This is a genomic window from Sulfurospirillum sp. 1612 (assembly GCF_036556685.1).
Lineage (GTDB): Bacteria > Campylobacterota > Campylobacteria > Campylobacterales > Sulfurospirillaceae > JAADIZ01.
The window spans coordinates 1,140,389-1,160,339 of sequence record NZ_CP140614.1 but is presented as its reverse complement, the minus strand read 5'-3'; the positions used below and the strand labels follow the sequence as shown (position 1 = coordinate 1,160,339).

Here is a 19,951-nt window from a genome sequence, read left to right as displayed (position 1 = left end):
ATTTTAACGGTATCATATTAAAATAAAGATTACAAAAATATAAGATATTTTTTTGCGTTTAATAAATTATACTTTTTTTATTATAAATAATAAATTATAATATCACATAAATGTCGGTGCATCGTTAGAAAATAAAATTAAATCTCCCATTTGTGTATTTTCTGCCAATACTTTTTCGATTTTACCCTTGTCTTTTAAAATAATTTTTTCAGTATGTTGTATGTGTTGTGCCAAAATCTTTGCATTAATCTTTGACGTAATAATCACCAAATCAAATATCGCATCAATTTTGTTGGCCAATTTGATATTAGAGGCTTCATCACTCTCCACAATACCCGGAGTGATGATGACTTTCCGTCCAGAGTATTGAGAAACAAGCTCGTACGAGCCGACCATCCCCTCAAGATTTCCGTTGTAACTATCATCGATGATTATCTTACCATTGGCTTCTATCTTTTGTAATCGGTGTTCTACTTGTGACAGATGTGCAATACGCTCTTGTATCGTCTCCATATCAAGACCAAGATACCTAGCAGTACGAATCACAACATCAAGGTTTTGGGCATTAAAAGCCCCTAATAAATTGGCATGAAAATGATACTGTTTTGCATCAAAAATCAAATCAAAATCAATCCCTTCTAATGTCGGTATAATACCCTCAATATGATCACCAAAAAATGTTATATGCTTTTCTGGTTTAACATGGGCGCTGGTATGAACAAAAGCGTGCTCTAATCGTGCACTTTGGAGCAGTTCCATCTTGGTATCTCGTATATTTTGCAGTGTTTTAAAATATTCGATATGTTGTTCACCAATTTGTCCCACGATTGCGATGTGCGGTTGGACAAATTGTGCAATTTCTAAAATATCCCCTTTTGCACGAGCACCTGCCTCTACGATATAAAAGACGATATCATCGTCTAGATTTTCATTAATATCCTTGATGATACCTCCTAGCGTATTGACGCTGCGAGGTGTTTTGTAAACATTATAGTGTTGTGACAAGACTTCATAAAGGAAATTTTTAATACTGGTTTTACCATAACTTGCCGTAATCGCAATGACTTTCAAATTTGGATTTGCCAATAGTTTCTTGGAGGCTCTTTTTTTGAAGTCATAAAAGAGTATTTTTTCGTATAAATAAGACGCAAGATAAGAGAAGAAAAGTGGAAATATAACACCATAGATAAGACAATTTGGATTTAAGAAGCACAAGAGATCTTGAAACACTATCGCTAAAGCCAAAAAGCCAAAAAAACGTTTGATGCGCGGTGTAAAGATGAGCTTTTTATCAATGGCACGGTACCAGAGAAAAAGTGTCGGGATATAGATAATAAAAAAATACAACAAGAAATAAACGCCCGAAATATAATAGATAAAAATCGGTATCATGAAGAAATAAAAATGCCAATCATATCGATTAAAATGTAGCACAACTCGCTCTAACTTATAACTGTACCACTGCATCGCACTGATAAAATAATATCCCAAACATAATGTAAATAATACATGTACTAATAACTCTAAATATACCATCATCATCACCTAATTTAAATCTTTTTTGAAATCATCACAAATCAACGCAGCATTTTTCAAGAAGAAAAAATGGTCTCCTTCATAAACGCGCATCTTAGAATTTTTTATTAATGCCGTAATTTTTTCTGCATTCCAAAGGGGAACAGCCGCATCATCACGCCCCCAATAAACACAGGCTTTATTTTGAAACGCAGCAAAAATAGGCTCAAAATCCTCATCTACAACTTTTTTGAGGGTCTCATACATCACCTGAGACATCCCTGAGACATCTTTGGTCGCGAATACTTTATATAGCGATTTTTGCGCGATGGGCTTGAGTAACTTATAGGTTAAAATTTTGGCTTTAGTTTTGAAGGATTTTTTATTTAAAATACCCGCAGTACTCAATAATACCAATATTTTAGGGTCTAACAAAGTCGCCACTTTACCACCAAAGGAGTGGCCAAAAATGATGGCTTTAGAAGCATGAATAGAATCTAAAAAAACCTGAATAATATTGGCATATTCTTTCGTATCTAAGGGATTTTTAATGTCTGAGTTACCAAAACCTGGCATATCAATATAGATGTGCTTAAATTCAGGCAGATACTTCAAAAAAGCATTTCTCATGATCTCCTTATTACTGCCCCAACCGTGTAAGAAGACAATCTCTTGTTTTTTATCATGATGATGAATCTCATAGCTAATATTGTATGTAATCTCATCATAGCAAACTCTTTTTTGTGCCATAATTATATTCTATTTCGCTTTTGTTTTATTATAAATATTTTCAAGAATTTCCACCGCTTTTGTCATTTTTTCATATTGGTCTACACTCAAAACAACTGCTTCAAATCTGTTGTTTTTGACAATCACCACTTTTTCTTTTTCTTTGCTAGAGATACTTTTCAAGACCGAGCTGAAGTTTCGTACAGCATCCGTAGCCGATACTATCTCCTTTTGGGTATAAGAAATCATAGTTATTCCTTTTTGGTATTCTAATGTGCAGTTTGTTATAATACATAAAATTTTATGTATTATAACGTATTATTTGCCTTTTGCTGCTTGAATATCATTAATATAGGTATAATTTTGAGGAATTTTTATACTTTGTGGCAGATGATGGGCTAAATCTTTGATAATACTATCAAAATCATCAAACAAATAATTGGCCATACTACCAGGGATTGGATTGATTTCATTGATATAAACATCATCATCAATCACAAAAAAATCACATCGGATGAGGGCTCCTGAGAAAAACGGCTCATACAATCTTTTGAAATTTTCTTGTATTTTTGCGATTAACGCATCAGAGAGATTCGCTTCATTCACCCGTTTGGTTCTTGAAAAATCAAGATATTTTTTATCAAAGTCCAATATCTGATTTTTTTCCGGCTCTTCGATGATAGAAAAACGATAATCATCACACTTGCAACCAGCAAGGTTATACTCTTTAATGTCACGAATAAAAGGCTCGATGATCACTTGGGAATCAAACTCAAAAGCAACATCAAGAGCGTAATCCAACTCTTCTTTATTGGTAGGAATACTAATACCAATAGAACTCCCTAATCGTGTAGGCTTTACAATCACGGGATATTCAAGTGTAATATCTCGATTAGAATCTTTTTGAAGTGTCGTATAAGGAAGTGTTTTGACATCAAATTCTTTGGCATAGAGTTTGGTTAAAAGCTTGTTGTAGCTAATGACACTGGCCTCCACTCTCGGACCGATATAGGGAATCTTGAAAAAATCAAACAAAGAAGCAAGGCTACCATCTTCACCATCTTTGCCATGCACCACGCTCATCACGATATCGCAGTCGATTTTTTTCTCACTTAAAAGACCTTTTTGATAAAAGCCTCCTTGTCCAATCGCTACTTTTTTATCTTTTTTGTACTCTCCGCTACTAAATCTTTTCGAATTAATCTTGTCCGTTGGAATGAGATAAAAATCTCTATTATAATCACAAAAAATATAAATCAACTCACTTTTCAAAACTTTTTTCAGTGCAATCGCACTGACAATACTAATCTCATGTTCAAAGCTATTGGCGCCAAATACTAGTGCAATTTTCATCAATACTCACTTATCTTAAAATTATAATCTTGATACATCTCTATCCTAATTTTTTTAATGCTTCTTTTATTAGCAACGTGGTCTCGGTACTCTTACACGTGGTCAATACCTTTTTAATTCGCTCTTTTTTAAACCCAAGACTCTCCAGTGCCATCATCGCTTCAGATTGCGCATTGTTGATAGTGCCACCATCCATCGTCTCAAGTGAAAAATCACTCAACTCAACCAGCAAGCGTTTGGCATTTTTAGGGCCAATTCCAGGCACTCTTGTGAAAGCTTCAATCTGCTGATTCATAAGTGCAGAGGCAAACGCACTCGGTGTTAAAGTCGAACAGATAGCCAAGGCGGTTGATGGGCCAATTCCATTGAGTTTTACTACCGTATCGAAGATATTTTTTTCTGCCATTTCCAAAAAGCCAAACAAGGTATGATGATCTTCTCGAATGATAAGTGTCGTATGCAAAAATATATCGTCGGTATTGATGCTAGAAGAGGTAAAAAGTGATACATTCACTTTATAGACTAAGCCTGAATTTGTTTTTATATGCAAAAAAGTTGGTTCTTTTTTGAGAATTTTTCCTTCAATTCCGATGATCATGATGCGCTATACTCACTTGATTTTTTGATTTCAAACTGATTATCTCCTGTATGTACCAAGGTCACTTCTCTGATGATTTCATTATCTTTTGTATTATAAATCACCTCCAAAGCTGGGGAGATGAGTTTAAATTTCAACTCATTAAACTCTTTCCAAATACCACGATTGATAATCTTGGCTGAGAAGATTTGATTTTGTACGGAGAGTAGATTTTCATTCAGTGAGGCCAACTGGTGTTTTTTGTTTTTAAAGTTATTTAATAATGTATTATATTCGTTCACAATCTTTTGATAATCTTTGATTTTATTGATAAGAGATATCGGAGGCCGTTTGTTGCTTTTTTTCAAGTCCGAAATCCGATTTTTTATCTCTTCTATAATACTGCGATTGTTGTCTATCAAACGTTTTTTGCTCTCTAGAAGTTTTGGCATAGGAACCAACTCTATTTTGGTTTTTTTAATATCTTCATTGATTTTTTCTATCTTTTGATGATATACGTGCGTTGATGTGGGATCGATACACAATTTGTTATTGCTCCCTTTGACGTGTGAGATATCAATCAAACTATTGGCACGCAATGTCGTATTTGAGGTGAGTTCATCAATATAAATCTCCTTGGCGACCACCTCGCCACCGATGGCACTTTTAATCCGTACAATATCACCAAAGACCATGCCCCCTTCGAGTCGTTCAATCTCAATCTCTCGACCACTCACTTCGCCTCTGTGTACCGCAATATTGGCAAATTCTGATTCTAATTTTGACGTTTTGTGAGTTTGTCCTTTGACGACCAATTTTTTGGTTTTGACCGTCGCACCACTGCCGATGTTTCCTTCAATATTTAATTCTGAAGTCTCCACACTCATCCCCGGGCCTATCGCATCTTTGAGCGCATCACTCTCTTTAATATTGATGGTGACATTAGAATTAATATCCGTCTCAATAGAACCGGTAGATTTAAAATCAACGGATTCTATTTCCATATTATCTTTGATATCATAAACACCATTATCGATATTGACATAACCGCTTTGGTTGGCGACATACAAGATTTTATTATCATCTTCTTTTTTGGTGATGTTTTCACTAATATTAAGATTGCCATCATATTGAGATGTAGCCTCCGTGACGCTGAGAAATTTTCCCTGACAATTTCGTCCTGGTGTGCCATTTTGCGCTTTGACGTATTCGATAATCGGCTCACCTGAAGATACAGCTAAGACATACCCTCGCCTTGCATAATCCACTCGGTCATTGCCATCTTTTGGTTTCAATTTATTTTTATAATGAAAGAGCAATTTATCATCAATAGAATCTACTTTTTCTACTCCTTGGCAGACAACAAAAACAAAGTCATTTTCTAAGAGATTTTTGACACGAATCATAGCCACCAGCTTTTTGACTTCTCGATGCATCGCTTCGTCTCGGATTCCTACCAGTATATTGGAGCGAATTTTTTTGATATTAATATCTTCTATGATTTTTTCTTCTAATCCTTCATAATAACGGATTTCAAAATTCTGTTTCGCTGTTGCAATAATTTTCGTCAAAGATTTATTGCCACCTAAAACAATCTCAGGCAAGGCGTGCAACTCTTTTTTAGGCTTTTTAAAAATTTCTACTTTAAAATGTTGCTTGATTTTTAATTCGGGATTGAGAAGAAAATCATTATCATGAAATATTTCAAAATCTTCGCCGGTAACTTCTTTGTAGTCTTCATTTTTTTCTATTTTATAGGAAGTGAGGATTTTCAGTATCTTAAAACTTAAATCTCGAGGGCTAATGTTATAGACAGCTGAGAGGTTTTTGAGCTCATCTACGACATGTTCTGTATCGATAATAACAGACTTAAATTCATCTTCTTTTTCATGAGTGTCTGTCTCTTTTGTATTTTTATGAGATGAACCAAATAAACCCAAAATATATCCTTTTAATCAAATTTTAGACACAAATTATCATTATTATACAATGATTTAAATAAAAGCTCTATTTAACGCACAATCTGTTAAAATTCAAAATGTTCTTAAAATCATTTTTTACAAATAGTATCGGCATTTTAATCTCTAGAATTTTCGGTTTTATAAGAGATTTACTTACCGCATCCATTTTGGGTGCAAATTTATACAGTGATATCTTTTTTGTGGCTTTTAAACTGCCCAACCTTTTTCGACGTATTTTTGCTGAAGGTGCCTTTGCGCAGAGTTTTATCCCTAATTTTACAAAATCTCGCATCAAATCGCTTTTTACGTATCGAATTTTTATAAAATTCTTTCTTTTTTTGATTTTATTATCTCTTCTTGTAAGCGTATTTAATAATTTTTTTACCAAAGTGATTGCCATAGGTTTTGATGAAAAAGATATCGAATTAGCCTCTACTTTTGTAGCGATTAATTTCTACTATCTTCCTCTTATCTTTTGCGTTTCATTCTTTGCTTCATTGCTTCAATACAAAAATCATTTTGCCACGACAGCGTTCTCTACGGCTTTGTTAAATATCGCACTGATTACAGCCTTGTTACTCAGTCGAGATTTAACCAAAGTTGAGATTGTTTATGCCATGAGTTATGCGGTATTAATAGGAGGGATTTTACAAGTCATAGCCCATCTCATTGCCTTATATAAAAAAGGCTTATTAAAAATCTTTTATGTCGGATATCGTTACACGCGCTCTGATAAAAAAGACAAACAAACTGAGACATTTTTCAAAGCATTTTATCATGCCATTGTTGGTAATTCCACCGCGCAAGTCTCAGCTTTTTTGGATACGTGGCTGGCGAGTTTCTTAGCAAGTGGTAGCATCAGTTATCTGTATTATGGTAATCGCGTTTTTCAATTGCCTCTGGCTCTTTTTGCCATCGCTCTGAGCGTGGGAATTTTTCCCAAAATCGCACGCATGTTAAAAAGTGACCATCATGATAAAGCACTCAGATTGATGGGGCAATCGTTTTGGTTTTTGACTTTCATCTTGTGTCTCTCGATGGTCGTAGGGCTCATCTTAAGTGATGAAATCGTCAAGCTATTGTTTCAAAGAGGCTCATTTAACGCTACAAATGCGTACCATACCTCTAGAGTTTTGAGTATGTATCTCATAGGATTATTACCATTTGGACTCTCAAAAATCTTCTCACTTTGGCTCTATTCACAAAATCAACAAAACATTGCAGCGAAGATTTCTATCTATTCACTGGTGACCAATGTCATCTTATCTTTGGCACTGATTGCACCGCTTGGAGTCGAGGGATTGGCGCTTGCAAGTTCTGTTTCTGGCTTTGTTTTACTCTTCTTTACAATCAAAGCATTTGGCTTCAATCTATTTTTGGATATAATCTCATTCAAAAAAACCATACTACTATTTGCGGTGATTGCCGTAGAAATTGTTGTTTTGCTAAAATTCAAGGAAATAATCGATGTATATTTATGATTCTGTTCTTAGAAAAAAGGTTCTTTTTGAACCCATAACCCCAAATGTTGCCAAGATTTATGTTTGTGGTCCTACGGTGTATGATGACGCGCATCTTGGGCATGCACGAAGTTCTGTGGCATTTGATCTCCTCAGACGCACGCTAAGCGCTCTGGGTTATGATGTCACCTTTGTCAAAAACTTTACGGATATTGATGATAAGATTATCAACAAGATGAATACCAGCGGGAAAAGTTTAGAAACCATTACGCATGCTTACATACAAAGTTATAAAAATGAGATGCATGAATTGGGTGTTTTGGATGCTGATATTGAGCCAAAAGCGACGCAAACCCTCCAGGAAATCATCGCCTTTATAGAAGTATTATTAGAAAAGAAAATAGCTTATACTTTAGATGATGGTATCTATTTTGACACATCAAAAGACAACCAATATCTCACTCTTTCCCACATGGTATTAGAAGAGACAAACATGCAATCACGAGTCAAAACCAATGATGACAAAAAAAATCAAAAAGATTTTGCATTATGGAAATTTTCAAAAGAAGGCGAACCCACCTACTCTGCTAGTTTTGGAGCAGGACGCCCCGGATGGCACATCGAGTGCTCTTGTATGATTGAAAAACATCTTGCTAATCCTCACGGCCATTATCAAATTGATATCCATGCAGGAGGAGCGGATCTTCTCTTCCCTCATCATGAGAATGAAGCGGCCCAAACACGCTGCAAAAGTGGTCAAGAACTCAGCAAATATTGGATGCACAATGGCTTTGTCACCATCAACGGTGAGAAGATGAGCAAATCTTTGGGCAATAGCTTTTTTCTCAAAGATGCCCTGCGCGCTTATGATGGTGAGATTTTGAGGTTTTATCTCTTAGCGACCCATTATCGTGCTAATTTTAATTTTTCAGAAGAAGATTTACTACAAACCAAAAAGCGATTGGATAAAATCTATCGCCTTAAAAAACGCATCTATGGCATCAAAGCCTCTAGTGTTTCAGTACCCTTTAAAACCGCTCTTTTAGAGGCACTTAGTGATGATTTGAATATCTCCGTAGCCTTGGCTGCGATTGATGAGATGGTCTCACTCTCCAATGAAAAACTTGATGCAGAACCAAAGAACAAGGGCTTAAAACAGACCATTAGTGCAGATATTGAATATCTAGACACGCTGTTGGGGATTGGATACAAGGACCCTTATGAATATTTTCAACTTGGCATCACAGAAGAGGAAAAAAACAAAATCAATACCTTGGTTGAAGCACGTCTTCAAGCCAAAAAAAACAAAGACTATGCACAAGCAGATGCCATTAGAGCCACACTAAAAGAGATGAAAATACAGCTGATGGATACGGCCAATACCACACAATGGGAAAAAATCGATGAACAATAATCCCAAATACATTCTCAAACGATTTACCCCTTATTTCAAAGATTATATTCCCTATTTTGCATTAGCGTTTCTCGGGATGATTCTCACGTCAGCGGGAACCTCGGCTACTGCATATTTGGTCAAACCACTTTTAGATAAGATTTTTATCGCTAAAGATGAAGGAATGCTACATCTCATTCCTTATGCTATCATTTTAGTCTATGCCCTAAAAGAAGGCGGACGATATATGCAAACCTATTTCACAGAATATATTGGTCAAGATATCGTCAGAAGATTTCGAGATCGATTGCTAGAAAATATTCTGGCTTTGGATATCTATTTTTTCCACAAATACCGCTCCGGTGAGCTGATTAGTAGGAATACCAATGATGTCGAACGAATCAAATTGGTCGTTTCCAATTTGGTGCCTGATTTTTTTAGAGAATTTTTTACAATTTTAGGCTTGGCAGGCATCGTCATCTACCAAAGTCAAGAGCTAGCTTTTTACTCCCTTGTTATCATGCCTTTAGCGATTTATCCACTCAGCAAACTCGCGAAAAGAATGAAAAAAATATCAAAAATGTCTCAAGAGAAAATTTCAGATATTACGGCAAAATTAAGTGAAATCTTTAACAATATTGAAATCATCAAAGCCAATTCAGCAGAACCTTATGAGCATCGACACTTTCAAGAGGAGAATAAACGCTACTTCCATCTGACCATGAAAAGTGTCAAAATCTCAGCACTCATCAGCCCGACTATGGAGACATTAGGCTCTATTGGAGTGACGATTGTCATCATTATTGGGGGAAAAGAGGTCATTGAAGGGGGCATGAGCGTCGGAAGCTTTTTTTCATTCTTAACCGCTCTTTTTATGCTCTATACTCCAATCAAAAGAATTTCAGGCCTTTATAACAAAATGCAAGATGCCGTCGCAGCCAGTGAGAGAATCTTCTTTTTACTTGATCAAGAAGCCTCCATAAAAGGGGGAAAGGTGCTGATGCCAGAGCGTATTCATTCAATAGATTTCAATAATGTCGTTTTAAAATATGACGACAAAGTGGCGCTCAATGGGGTCAATCTCAGTGCTAAACAAGGTGAATTTATCGCAATTGTCGGAGATAGTGGTGGTGGCAAAACTTCCTTAGTCAATCTACTCGTTCGATTCTTTGATACAACAAAAGGTTCTATCAATATCAATGGCATCGACATTCGAGATTTTACCCTCAAAGAATTACGCGATGCGATTGCCATTGTGACGCAACGGGTTTATATTTTCAATGATACAGTCAGTGCTAATGTTGCTTATGGAAAGAGTATCGATGAAACGCGCATCATCAGTGCACTGAAAAAAGCCAATGCTTATGAGTTTATCGAAAGTTTACCAGAGGGAATCCACACTCAATTAGATGAATTTGGGACCAATCTATCAGGAGGACAACGCCAACGAATCGCCATCGCACGCGCTATTTACAAAAATCCAAAAATCCTTATCTTAGATGAAGCCACCAGCGCACTAGATTCAAAAAGCGAACAAAAAATCGGTGAAGCCATTGAAAATATCATCCAAGACAAAATCACATTTGTCATCGCACACCGACTCAGCACCATACAAAAAGCAGATAAAATTGTTGTTTTAAAACATGGTAAAGTAGAGGCCATAGGAAACGATCAAGAACTCCTTCAAACGTGCCGTGAATATTTAAAGCTAAAAGGGATGCAAAGCTAAGGTCAATCAACATCTTTTTAGATTTTTTTTAGTATAATAAAATCTTTATAAATTTGACACCTTAAAAGGAAAGACTTGATGTTTAAATATGAGACGTTGAAAAAAATCTTTTTTTTGCTCAGCCCAGAACATGCACACGACATTGCCGCATGTGTCATGAGATTTTTTTCAAACTATTGTCATGTTGTAACATCGTTCTTGGCACAACGATATTTCATCACCAATAAGGAACTTGAACAAGAAATATGGGGCGTCACCTTTTTGAACCCCATCGGTTTGGCCGCTGGATTTGATAAAAATGCCACGATGATTCGTATGCTCACCGCACTTGGATTTGGACATATTGAATTTGGCACCATAACACCCGTCGCACAAAGTGGCAATAAAAAACCTAGAATGTTTCGCTATCCTGAAGCTGAAAGTATTCAAAATGCCATGGGTTTCAATAACGAGGGTATGATTAAAGTGGCCAATAGAATAAAACGCCTCTACCCTTTTGCCACACCATTAGGCGCCAATATTGGCAAAAATAAAATAACGCCAGCAGAGTCAGCACTCAATGATTATAAGCTTTTGATTGATGAATTTAAAGATATTTGTGATTATCTAGTCATCAATATCTCCTCTCCCAATACTCCGGGATTGCGTGATCTTCAAAATGAGCAATTTATCCGTGATCTTTTTGTCATGGCAAGAGAAATGACACAAAAACCCATATTGCTAAAAATCGCTCCGGATCTTGAGATAGCAGATGCTTTAAGCATTTGTAAGATTGCTGTCGATAATGGCGCGAGCGGTATTATTGCTACCAATACGACGATTGACTATACGCTGCTTGAAAATTCACAAAATTTTGGCGGTATTAGTGGTCGGGTGCTCAAAGAGAAGAGTTTTGAACTTTTTGATGCTATCGCTCAAGAGTTTTATTCCAAAACCATCCTCATATCTGTCGGAGGAATCGATAGTGCCCAAGAAGCATATCGTCGTATCAAAGCAGGTGCAAGTTTGGTTCAAATATACAGCTCTTTTATCTTTAAAGGCCCGGGTATCATGAGAGAGATTAATGAAGGAATTTTGGAACTCATGCACCAAGATGGTTTTCATCAGATCAAAGAAGCAATAGGAAGCAATCGATGATTCGAATTTTATATTTTTTATTATTAACAGGAGTTTTGATGGCCAATTCATTGCCAAAATATTATACAAAAACATTAGAAAATGGATTGCAAGTGGTTGCAATTCCTATGGATAACGGTAGTGGCGTCATCACCACCGATATTATTTACAAAGTTGGCAGTCGTAATGAAATCATGGGGAAAAGCGGTATCGCACACATGCTAGAACACATGAATTTTAAATCTACCAAAAATCTCAAAGCGGGTGAGTTTGATGAAATCGTCAAAGGCTTTGGCGGTGTCAATAATGCCTCAACAAGTTTTGATTTTACGCACTATTTTATCAAAAGCTCTACGCAAAACCTTGGTAAATCTCTCAAACTTTTTGCTGAATTGATGGCCAATCTCAAGCTGACAGACAAAGAGTTTCAACCCGAAAGAAATGTCGTCTTAGAAGAGCGAAGATGGCGAACGGATAACTCTCCGATTGGTTTTCTTTATTTTAAATTGTTCAACAATGCCTTTACCTACCATCCTTACCATTGGACTCCGATAGGATTTAAAGATGATATCAAAAATTGGACCATTAAAGATATCCGAGATTTTCACAAACGCTATTATAGACCCAACAATGCCATCGTGATTGTCGCAGGAGATGTTGATGCTAATAAAGTTTTTGAAGAGACCGAAAAATATTTTAGCGCTATAAAAAATAGCAAGATAGCCATCCCCAAAATGCACCAAGTTGAACCAGTCCAAGATGGGGCTAAACGTATCATGATAAAAAAAGAGTCCCAGGTACAGATGCTAGCTATCGCTTATAAAATCCCGGCATTTAACGATCCCGACCAAGTAGCACTCTCTGCTTTGAGTGAATTTTTGAGCAATGGCAAAAGCAGTCTCTTGCAAAAAACACTGGTCGATCAAAAGAAAATGGTCAATCAAATTTATGCCTATAACATGGAACAAAAAGACCCTTCCTTGTTTCTTTTCTTGGCCGTATGTAACCCTGGAGTTAAAGCAGAAGATGTCGAAAAGGAAATTTTGAAGATCATCGCCAATATTAAAAAAGGTGCCATTGGAGATAAGGAAATCGAAAAAATAAAAATCAATACAAAATCTGATTTTATCTTTTCATTAGAGAGTTCCTCAGAACTGGCCAATTTATTTGGTGGATATTTTGCCAAAGGTGATGTGACTCCATTGCTAGAATATGAAGATAAAATTAATAAATTAACAAAAAAAGATTTGGTAAATGTTGCTAAAAAATACCTTATAAGCGAACACTCTACCACCGTAATCTTAAAAAAGGATTTTAAATGACCACAAGTTTTAAAGGCTCTATGACAGCCATCATCACACCATTTAAAAAAGGGAAACTTGATGAAGAAAAGTATGCTGCGCTTATCAGCAGACAAATCAATAATGGTATCAATGCAATCGTACCGGTTGGCACAACAGGAGAGAGCGCAACACTCAGTCATGATGAACACAAACGATGTATCGAAATCGCGGTAAAAACGTCTAAAGGAAGCAATGTCAAAGTCTTGGCTGGTGCAGGTAGTAATGCCACTTGGGAAGCTGTAGATTTAGCAAAATTTGCACAAAAACACGGTGCAGATGGTATTTTATCTGTCACTCCTTATTATAACAAACCCATGCAAGAGGGTCTGTATCAACACTATAAAGCAATCGCACACAGTGTCGATATTCCGGTACTACTTTATAACGTACCAGGACGTACCAGTTGTGATCTCTTACCTGAGACCATTTACAGACTTTTTAATGATTGTGAAAATATCTTTGGTGTTAAAGAGGCAACCGGTTCTATCGAGAGATGTGTTGATTTATTGGCGCATGAACCAAATCTTACTGTTGTTAGTGGCGATGATGCTATTAACTACCCTATTCTCTCAAACGGAGGTAGCGGTGTCATTTCAGTGACATCAAATATATTGCCAGACCAAATATCTCAGTTAACCAACTTGGCACTTGAGGGAGATTTTCATGGCGCCAAAGCGATTAATGACTCATTATATGAAATCAATAAGGTACTTTTTTGTGAAAGCAATCCCATTCCAATCAAAGCAGCAATGTATCTAGCAGGTTTACTCGATACACTCGAATACCGATTGCCATTAACGCAACCAAGTAGTGACCATTTAAAGAGAATAGAAAATACAATTAAAAAATACGATATAAAAGGATTTTAGTGAAATTATCTGACATGAAGGGAAAAACTCTTGTAATCAGTGGAGGAACCAGAGGGATTGGTAAAGCAATCGTCAAAGAATTTGCAGCAAATGATGTCAACGTCGCCTTTACCTATAATTCAAATCAAGAATTAGCAATGCAACAAGCAAAAGAGTTAGAAGCAGAATTTGGTATTAAGGCTAGAGCTTATGCGCTCAATATTTTGGAGCCTGAAACGTATAAAGAATTGTTTAAGCAAATTGATCAAGATTTTGATCGCATTGATTTTTTTATCTCCAATGCTATCATCTCTGGTCGTGCGGTCGTAGGTGGATATACTAAGTTCATGAAACTAAAACCTCGCGGCATCAACAATATATTTACAGCAACTGTCAATGCATTTGTTGTAGGTGCACAAGAAGCAGCAAAACGAATGGAAAAAATCGGAGGCGGTAGTATCATCTCTCTCTCCTCTACGGGCAATCTTGTTCATATCGATAATTATGCAGGACATGGCACAGCAAAAGCTGCGGTTGAGACGATGGTCAAATATGGCGCTGCAGAACTTGGAGAAAAAGGAATCCGTGTCAATGCAATCAGTGGCGGACCTATTGAAACTGATGCACTGAGAGCCTTTACCAATTATGAAGAAGTCAAACAAAAAACAGCAGAACTCTCACCGCTCAATCGCATGGGTAAACCTGAAGATATGGCAGGAGCTGCACTATTTTTATGTTCTAGCAAGGCCTCTTGGATTACGGGGCATACTCTACTCATAGATGGTGGAACGACATTTCAATGATGCTAAATCTTCCAAATCTTTTGGCTCTAATACGAGTCGCAATGGCCCCTTTGATGTATTGGTTCTTGGTTGATCGAGACAACACGCTATTTGCAGGAATCCATACATCTTGGCTTGATTATTTTGCCGCTTTGTTGTTTGTATTGGCAAGTACTACCGACTTTTTTGATGGCTTTATTGCTCGTACATGGAATCAAAAAACCGAACTGGGTGCCATCTTGGATCCACTAGCCGATAAGATGCTAGTACTGGCAGCCTTTTTAGGATTGATGGTGTTAGGACGTGCTAATCCTTGGGCCATCTATCTCATCTTGACACGAGAATTTTTCATCACGGGTATTCGCGTGGCCTCGGCAAGTAAGGGCTTTAATGTCTCCGCCTCGATGGCGGGGAAAGTCAAGACCGTGGCACAAATGATTGCCATTGGATTTTTGATGATGAACTGGCCTTTTGACGACACCCTATTGTGGATTTCTGTCTTATTGACCCTTTATTCTGGTTTTGAATATGTTGTCGCTTATATCAAAGCAGTTAACGCCTCATGAGTATTATTACTTCATTACTGGTCTTATCTTTTCTGATTTTTTTTCATGAACTTGGACACTTCATTGCCGCAAGATTTTTTGGTGTTGCCGTAGAAGTTTTCAGTATTGGCTTTGGACGAAAAGTCCTAACAAAAAAAATTGGGAATACGGAATATTGTCTCAGCATGATACCTCTAGGTGGCTATGTTCAGATGAAGGGACAAGATGACACTGACCCGACAAAGATAAGCTTGGATACAGACAGTTACAATACCAAAAAACCATGGCAGCGCATCATTATCCTTTTTGCGGGGCCTTTTGCAAATTTTCTTTTGGCATTTTTACTCTATATTGCTATTGGAAATATGGGGGTTACCAAACTCTTACCGACTATTGGAGCGATTAGCAAAGACTCACCCGCACTCATGGGTGGCTTACAAAAAGGTGATAAAATTATTGCTATCAATCACGTCCCGATACAAACGTGGGATGAATTAAGCAATAAAATCAAAAACAGCCAAGGTATCCTTCTATTTGATATTGAGCGTCAAGATAAAAAACAGCGCATTAAAATTATGCCAAAGGTCCATACTTACAAAAATATGTTTGGTGAAACTTTAGAGAAAAAAATGGTCGGTATCGCACCAATTGGTGCGGTTACTGTGTTAAAATTATCATTTCCACAAAGCATTAATTATGCTGTTGATGCGACCAAACAGGCCACAACTATGATCGTCAAGAGTTTACAAAAACTCATAGAAGGGGTCATCCCTGCCAAAGATTTAGGCGGCATTGTTTCAATCGTACAAGTCACAGCAGAGGCGAGTAAAATCGGACTGGTTGCACTTTTTGGATTGACCGCGTTGATTTCAGTGAATTTAGGCGTACTCAACCTACTTCCTATACCGGCACTCGATGGGGGTCATATCATGTTTAATCTCTATGAGATGATTACCAAAAAAGCGCCAAGTGAGAAGGTATTGTATTATTTGACCTTGACCGGTTGGGCTTTGTTGCTCTCACTGATGGCTTTTACTATTTTTAATGATATATATAGATTAATCGGAGCAGAATCATGACTAAAGAATTTTTAGAACAACGCTATGATGATGTATTAACAAAGATTGAAGACGTCAGAGTGCGTGTCAATCAACATCAAATCATCAAAATTATTGCCGTGAGCAAAAGTGTCGATGCCGATGCCATTGCGAAGATGTACACCATCGGACAAAGAGCGTTTGGTGAGAATCGTGTGCAAGACCTCAAAGAGAAAGCAAAAACCTTAGAATCACTACCCATAGAGTGGCATTTTATCGGTCGATTACAAACCAATAAAATCAATGCGCTCATTGATCTCAATCCGACGTTAATGCACTCTTGTAGTTCTCTTGACATGGCGGTGGAGATTAACAAAAGATTGGAAGCTAAAAAGAAGACGATGAATGTCTTGCTGCAAATCAACAGTGCCTATGAAGCTCAAAAAGCAGGCGTCATGCCAGAAGAAGCTATCGCAATCTACGATCAGATTATCGCAACATGCCCACATATCAATCTTAAAGGAGTGATGAGTATCGGAGCGCATAGTGATGATCAAAAACAAATCAAAAAGAGCTTTGAGACGACATACAATATCTTTGAATCACTTCAAGGAAAAGGGGCTAAATATTGTTCTATGGGCATGAGTAATGATTATGAACTCGCCGTAGAATGCGGTGCTAATATACTCAGAATCGGCAGTCGCCTTTTTAAACAATAACAACACATATATCACTCATAATCAATCAGGTAAGGAGATTTTCTTACCTGAAAAGTATCATGAGACTTTTATTGTGATAATGATCCAGCTAAATAACCACTTGAAAAAGACCATTGAAGATTGAAACCTCCACAAGGCCCATCTAAATCCATCACTTCGCCACAAAAGTACAAACCTTTGACACGTTTGCTTTGCATCGTTTTGGGATCGATTTCTTTCAAACTCACCCCACCACGGGTAATCATCGCTTTTTCAAATCCATCATGACCGGTTATATGCAGTGGCGTCCAAGCCAAAAGCTTAATCAATCGATTTTTTTTGAATCCTTCAATCGCGGAATATCGCAGGGATGTATCAACTTTAGCTTGCCAACACAGTGCTTTTGCGACAGAAAGAGGCAACACCGTATGAAGATGTTCTAAAATCGTCTTTTTGGAATCTTTTTTTGCCTCATTTTTAAGATAGTTGATGATCTCTTCTTCATGCATTCCTTTAGTCAAATTCATCACGATAGGAACACGTTCGTGAGTTTTGAGCAAAGGCGTCACAAATCGTGCAAAATCTAAAACTACAGGTCCACGGATACCATTTTTAGTGAAAATAAGATCTCCTTTGGCACGAAGTTTTTTGGATTTTGGCAAATCCACTCGCATCTCCACCTTGGCAATCGTATCCGCACGACAATCTCCCACCCATGTCTCTTCGACTTTTAGGGGCATCATCGCCGGACTCAAGTCGGTGATTTTATGCCCAAAAGATGCAGCAAATCGGTATCCATCTCCCTGTGCTCCAAGTACGGGATATCCTAACCCTCCTGTGGCAATAATGATATTTTTAGACCAAAAATCACCCTGCGATGAGGAGACCATAAACAAAGCATCTTCTTCATGAGAGATACGTTGCACTTCGCAAGAACACAGGAGCGTCACACCTCTTTTTTCTAGCTCCTTTTTTAATGCGGCAATAATCGTGACAGATTGGTGAGAGATAGGAAATATCCGATGACCATCAGGCGCATGTGTTTCAACGCCAATCTCCAAAAAAAAGGCTCTCAAATCTTTGTAATCAAAACGCTCAAGTGCATCTCTCATAAAACGCCCTTCTCTTCCAAAACGTTCCATAAAATTCTCATTCGAGAGTGTATTGCTCAGGTTACATCTCCCTCCGCCAGTTGCTTTAAGTTTAGCTGCAATTTTGGAGAGTTTTTCAAGCAACAGTACCCGTTTACCATCTCGCGCAGCTTTGATAGCACTGATAAGCCCAGCAGCTCCTGAGCCTACCACAATAAGATCAAAGCTATCCATCTTGTGGTTCTTTCTTAAAATCAAATACTTGCTTGATGGAACCATCTTTTTTAAAAGGAAACCAATCTTTGTTTCGTTTTTTCATATTTCCAGGAAATATTTCAATATCTCCATCTGGAATTTCAATTCTCTTAATACCTTTTTTGGTTAAAATAAGTCTAATCTTATGAATATTCTTGTGATCTTCAGAACTAAAATCAACAACAACATTCAAATGATACACTTTAGTACCATAAATATTGTTCTGATTCACACGATACAGTGGCACTTTGGACTCATCCATTTTTCTCGTAAATCGTGTAATATCAAAGCGCATAATATCAGTAATTCCTTTGATAGAATTGCCATACGCATCTTTGATATTTTTATTGATTAGTGTGATATTTTTCTCATATTTCAATATATTTTCATTGACAAACCAAGTCGAAATTCTATTATCTGTATTTAATAATCGCGTATTTTTAATATCTTCACTTATCGTCTCTTTTTTGATAAATTGGACTCTCTCTTTGATAAATCCAAAAAGCTTTTGGCGTTCCATATCGTATATTTTATTTCTAAAATCATACGCTTTAATCTTTAGTTTTTGTTCAAAATAATTCTTAAAAATATCCTTGATTCGGTCTTTAAACATATAGCTGATTACCAAAGCTGCAAAAAATGGCGCAGTAAACTTTCCATATTTTTGTTGCATATAAAAGACAACCGAAGTAGCAAATAGCATCGCAATTCCAGCAGCTAAAGCATAATATATTTGTCTTATTTTTACGGCGTCTTTTTGCGAATCTTGTTTGAGAAAAAGAATACTATAAAAATATTTTTTGAAAATTCCATGCCGAAATATCACTTTTTCATTCATTCTCTCATCTGTTGAAATATAAGGCATTTTATTCTCTTTTTCAAACGCAATTTCATCATTAATGACAGTGATAATTTTACCAATCGTGTCACGATGTAAGGACTCGTTTTTCCGCAAAGAGAGATTAATTAAAAAAAGATAATTTTGTGTCACCAGACTAATATATTCAGCTGAAAATGAAATCAGATGTTTGATATTGTCTTGTTTTGATGCGTTACTCAAAGTAAAAATTTCTATTTTTAAATCATCAAATTTTTTAATATCTTCTACAAAAATACGCATCTTTTCTGCATCCACACCATTGTCTTCTATATTGTGTGTAAAATCTTTGAGATAATTAACATAAGAGCATACAATCATCTTTATTTCATAGTTTATGTATTCAAATTTTTCTTCTTCATTCATGCCTGTCTTGAAAAATTCAATTAAATTAGATAATCGTTTTGATAACGTTTGGACATTATATTCTGGGGTAATAAGCCGAATATACCCCAAATAATGACTATAAAATGCTTGTTTTGAATAGGTTTGCTCATCAATTCCAAGACTCTCTGGCAAAAACATATAAATACTGATATTGTACTGCGTTTTTTTCTTGTTTTCATCAGCAGGATAGCTTACTTTTATCTCAAATTCATTAGAATTTGTGATTTTTATAAATTTGTTGGGATCCATTATTAG

At 36.6% G+C, this 19,951-nt stretch carries 18 protein-coding genes; 10 read left to right on the top strand and 8 right to left on the bottom strand.

What is annotated here, in order from left to right; all coding sequences use genetic code 11:
- Positions 1-102 precede the first annotated feature (102 nt).
- The 6 genes from SFB89_RS05725 to SFB89_RS05700 form a co-directional block, all read right to left on the bottom strand.
- Entirely contained in the window at positions 103-1,536 is a 1,434-nt protein-coding gene (locus SFB89_RS05725) for a UDP-N-acetylmuramoyl-tripeptide--D-alanyl-D-alanine ligase (RefSeq protein WP_331775991.1), read from the bottom strand.
- 9 nt (positions 1,537-1,545) lie between these two features.
- Positions 1,546-2,265: an alpha/beta fold hydrolase gene (locus SFB89_RS05720; protein WP_331775990.1), complete on the bottom strand. Its 720-nt coding sequence runs from the start codon at positions 2,263-2,265 to the stop codon at positions 1,546-1,548.
- A gap of 9 nt (positions 2,266-2,274) precedes the next feature.
- Positions 2,275-2,493: a type II toxin-antitoxin system Phd/YefM family antitoxin gene (locus tag SFB89_RS05715; protein ID WP_331775989.1), complete on the bottom strand. Its 219-nt coding sequence runs from the start codon at positions 2,491-2,493 to the stop codon at positions 2,275-2,277.
- Between the two features lie 69 nt (positions 2,494-2,562).
- On the bottom strand, positions 2,563-3,597 hold the full coding sequence (locus tag SFB89_RS05710) for a D-alanine--D-alanine ligase (RefSeq protein WP_331775988.1): 1,035 nt from the start codon (positions 3,595-3,597) through the stop codon (positions 2,563-2,565).
- A 40-nt stretch (positions 3,598-3,637) separates the two neighbouring features.
- The gene (ruvA, locus tag SFB89_RS05705; protein WP_331775987.1) at positions 3,638-4,195 is read right to left on the bottom strand and encodes a Holliday junction branch migration protein RuvA; all 558 of its coding nucleotides are present in this window, start codon (positions 4,193-4,195) and stop codon (positions 3,638-3,640) included.
- The gene (locus SFB89_RS05700; protein WP_331775986.1) at positions 4,192-6,114 is read right to left on the bottom strand and encodes a flagellar assembly protein A; all 1,923 of its coding nucleotides are present in this window, start codon (positions 6,112-6,114) and stop codon (positions 4,192-4,194) included. The genes ruvA and SFB89_RS05700 overlap by 4 nt, the downstream gene beginning before the upstream one ends.
- Positions 6,115-6,212: 98 nt before the next feature.
- Between SFB89_RS05700 and murJ the strand changes: the two genes are divergently transcribed.
- From murJ to SFB89_RS05650, 10 genes are all read left to right on the top strand, one after another.
- On the top strand, positions 6,213-7,616 hold the full coding sequence (murJ, locus tag SFB89_RS05695) for a murein biosynthesis integral membrane protein MurJ (protein WP_331775985.1): 1,404 nt from the start codon (positions 6,213-6,215) through the stop codon (positions 7,614-7,616).
- Positions 7,603-9,009, top strand: coding sequence for a cysteine--tRNA ligase (gene cysS / locus SFB89_RS05690; RefSeq protein ID WP_331775984.1), 1,407 nt, complete (start codon positions 7,603-7,605; stop codon positions 9,007-9,009). Before murJ ends, cysS begins: the two co-directional genes overlap by 14 nt.
- Positions 8,999-10,717, top strand: a complete 1,719-nt coding sequence (locus SFB89_RS05685) for an ABC transporter ATP-binding protein (protein WP_331775983.1) — start codon at positions 8,999-9,001, stop codon at positions 10,715-10,717. The genes cysS and SFB89_RS05685 overlap by 11 nt, the downstream gene beginning before the upstream one ends.
- 78 nt (positions 10,718-10,795) lie before the next feature.
- A complete protein-coding gene (locus tag SFB89_RS05680; RefSeq protein WP_331775982.1) occupies positions 10,796-11,854 on the top strand; it encodes a quinone-dependent dihydroorotate dehydrogenase in 1,059 nt (352 codons plus the stop codon).
- Positions 11,851-13,155 carry a M16 family metallopeptidase gene (locus SFB89_RS05675; protein WP_331775981.1) on the top strand — a complete coding sequence of 435 codons (1,305 nt, stop codon included), beginning with the start codon at positions 11,851-11,853 and terminating at the stop codon, positions 13,153-13,155. The genes SFB89_RS05680 and SFB89_RS05675 overlap by 4 nt, the downstream gene beginning before the upstream one ends.
- The gene (dapA, locus tag SFB89_RS05670) at positions 13,152-14,045 is read left to right on the top strand and encodes a 4-hydroxy-tetrahydrodipicolinate synthase (RefSeq protein ID WP_331775980.1); all 894 of its coding nucleotides are present in this window, start codon (positions 13,152-13,154) and stop codon (positions 14,043-14,045) included. The genes SFB89_RS05675 and dapA overlap by 4 nt, the downstream gene beginning before the upstream one ends.
- A 14-nt stretch (positions 14,046-14,059) precedes the next feature.
- Positions 14,060-14,827: an enoyl-ACP reductase gene (locus SFB89_RS05665; RefSeq protein WP_331776058.1), complete on the top strand. Its 768-nt coding sequence runs from the start codon at positions 14,060-14,062 to the stop codon at positions 14,825-14,827.
- Positions 14,824-15,372, top strand: a complete 549-nt coding sequence (pgsA, locus tag SFB89_RS05660) for a CDP-diacylglycerol--glycerol-3-phosphate 3-phosphatidyltransferase (protein ID WP_331775979.1) — start codon at positions 14,824-14,826, stop codon at positions 15,370-15,372. The genes SFB89_RS05665 and pgsA overlap by 4 nt, the downstream gene beginning before the upstream one ends.
- A complete protein-coding gene (rseP, locus tag SFB89_RS05655; RefSeq protein ID WP_331775978.1) occupies positions 15,369-16,430 on the top strand; it encodes an RIP metalloprotease RseP in 1,062 nt (353 codons plus the stop codon). The genes pgsA and rseP overlap by 4 nt, the downstream gene beginning before the upstream one ends.
- Positions 16,427-17,107 (top strand): YggS family pyridoxal phosphate-dependent enzyme, encoded by a 681-nt coding sequence (locus SFB89_RS05650; protein ID WP_331775977.1) that lies wholly within the window; start codon positions 16,427-16,429, stop codon positions 17,105-17,107. Before rseP ends, SFB89_RS05650 begins: the two co-directional genes overlap by 4 nt.
- A 68-nt stretch (positions 17,108-17,175) precedes the next feature.
- Here SFB89_RS05650 and SFB89_RS05645 read toward each other — a convergent pair whose 3' ends face one another.
- Together SFB89_RS05645 and SFB89_RS05640 are read right to left on the bottom strand one after the other, a co-directional pair.
- Positions 17,176-18,411: an NAD(P)/FAD-dependent oxidoreductase gene (locus tag SFB89_RS05645; RefSeq protein WP_331775976.1), complete on the bottom strand. Its 1,236-nt coding sequence runs from the start codon at positions 18,409-18,411 to the stop codon at positions 17,176-17,178.
- Entirely contained in the window at positions 18,404-19,945 is a 1,542-nt protein-coding gene (locus SFB89_RS05640; protein WP_331775975.1) for a hypothetical protein, read from the bottom strand. The genes SFB89_RS05645 and SFB89_RS05640 overlap by 8 nt, the downstream gene beginning before the upstream one ends.
- Positions 19,946-19,951: the final 6 nt, after the last annotated feature.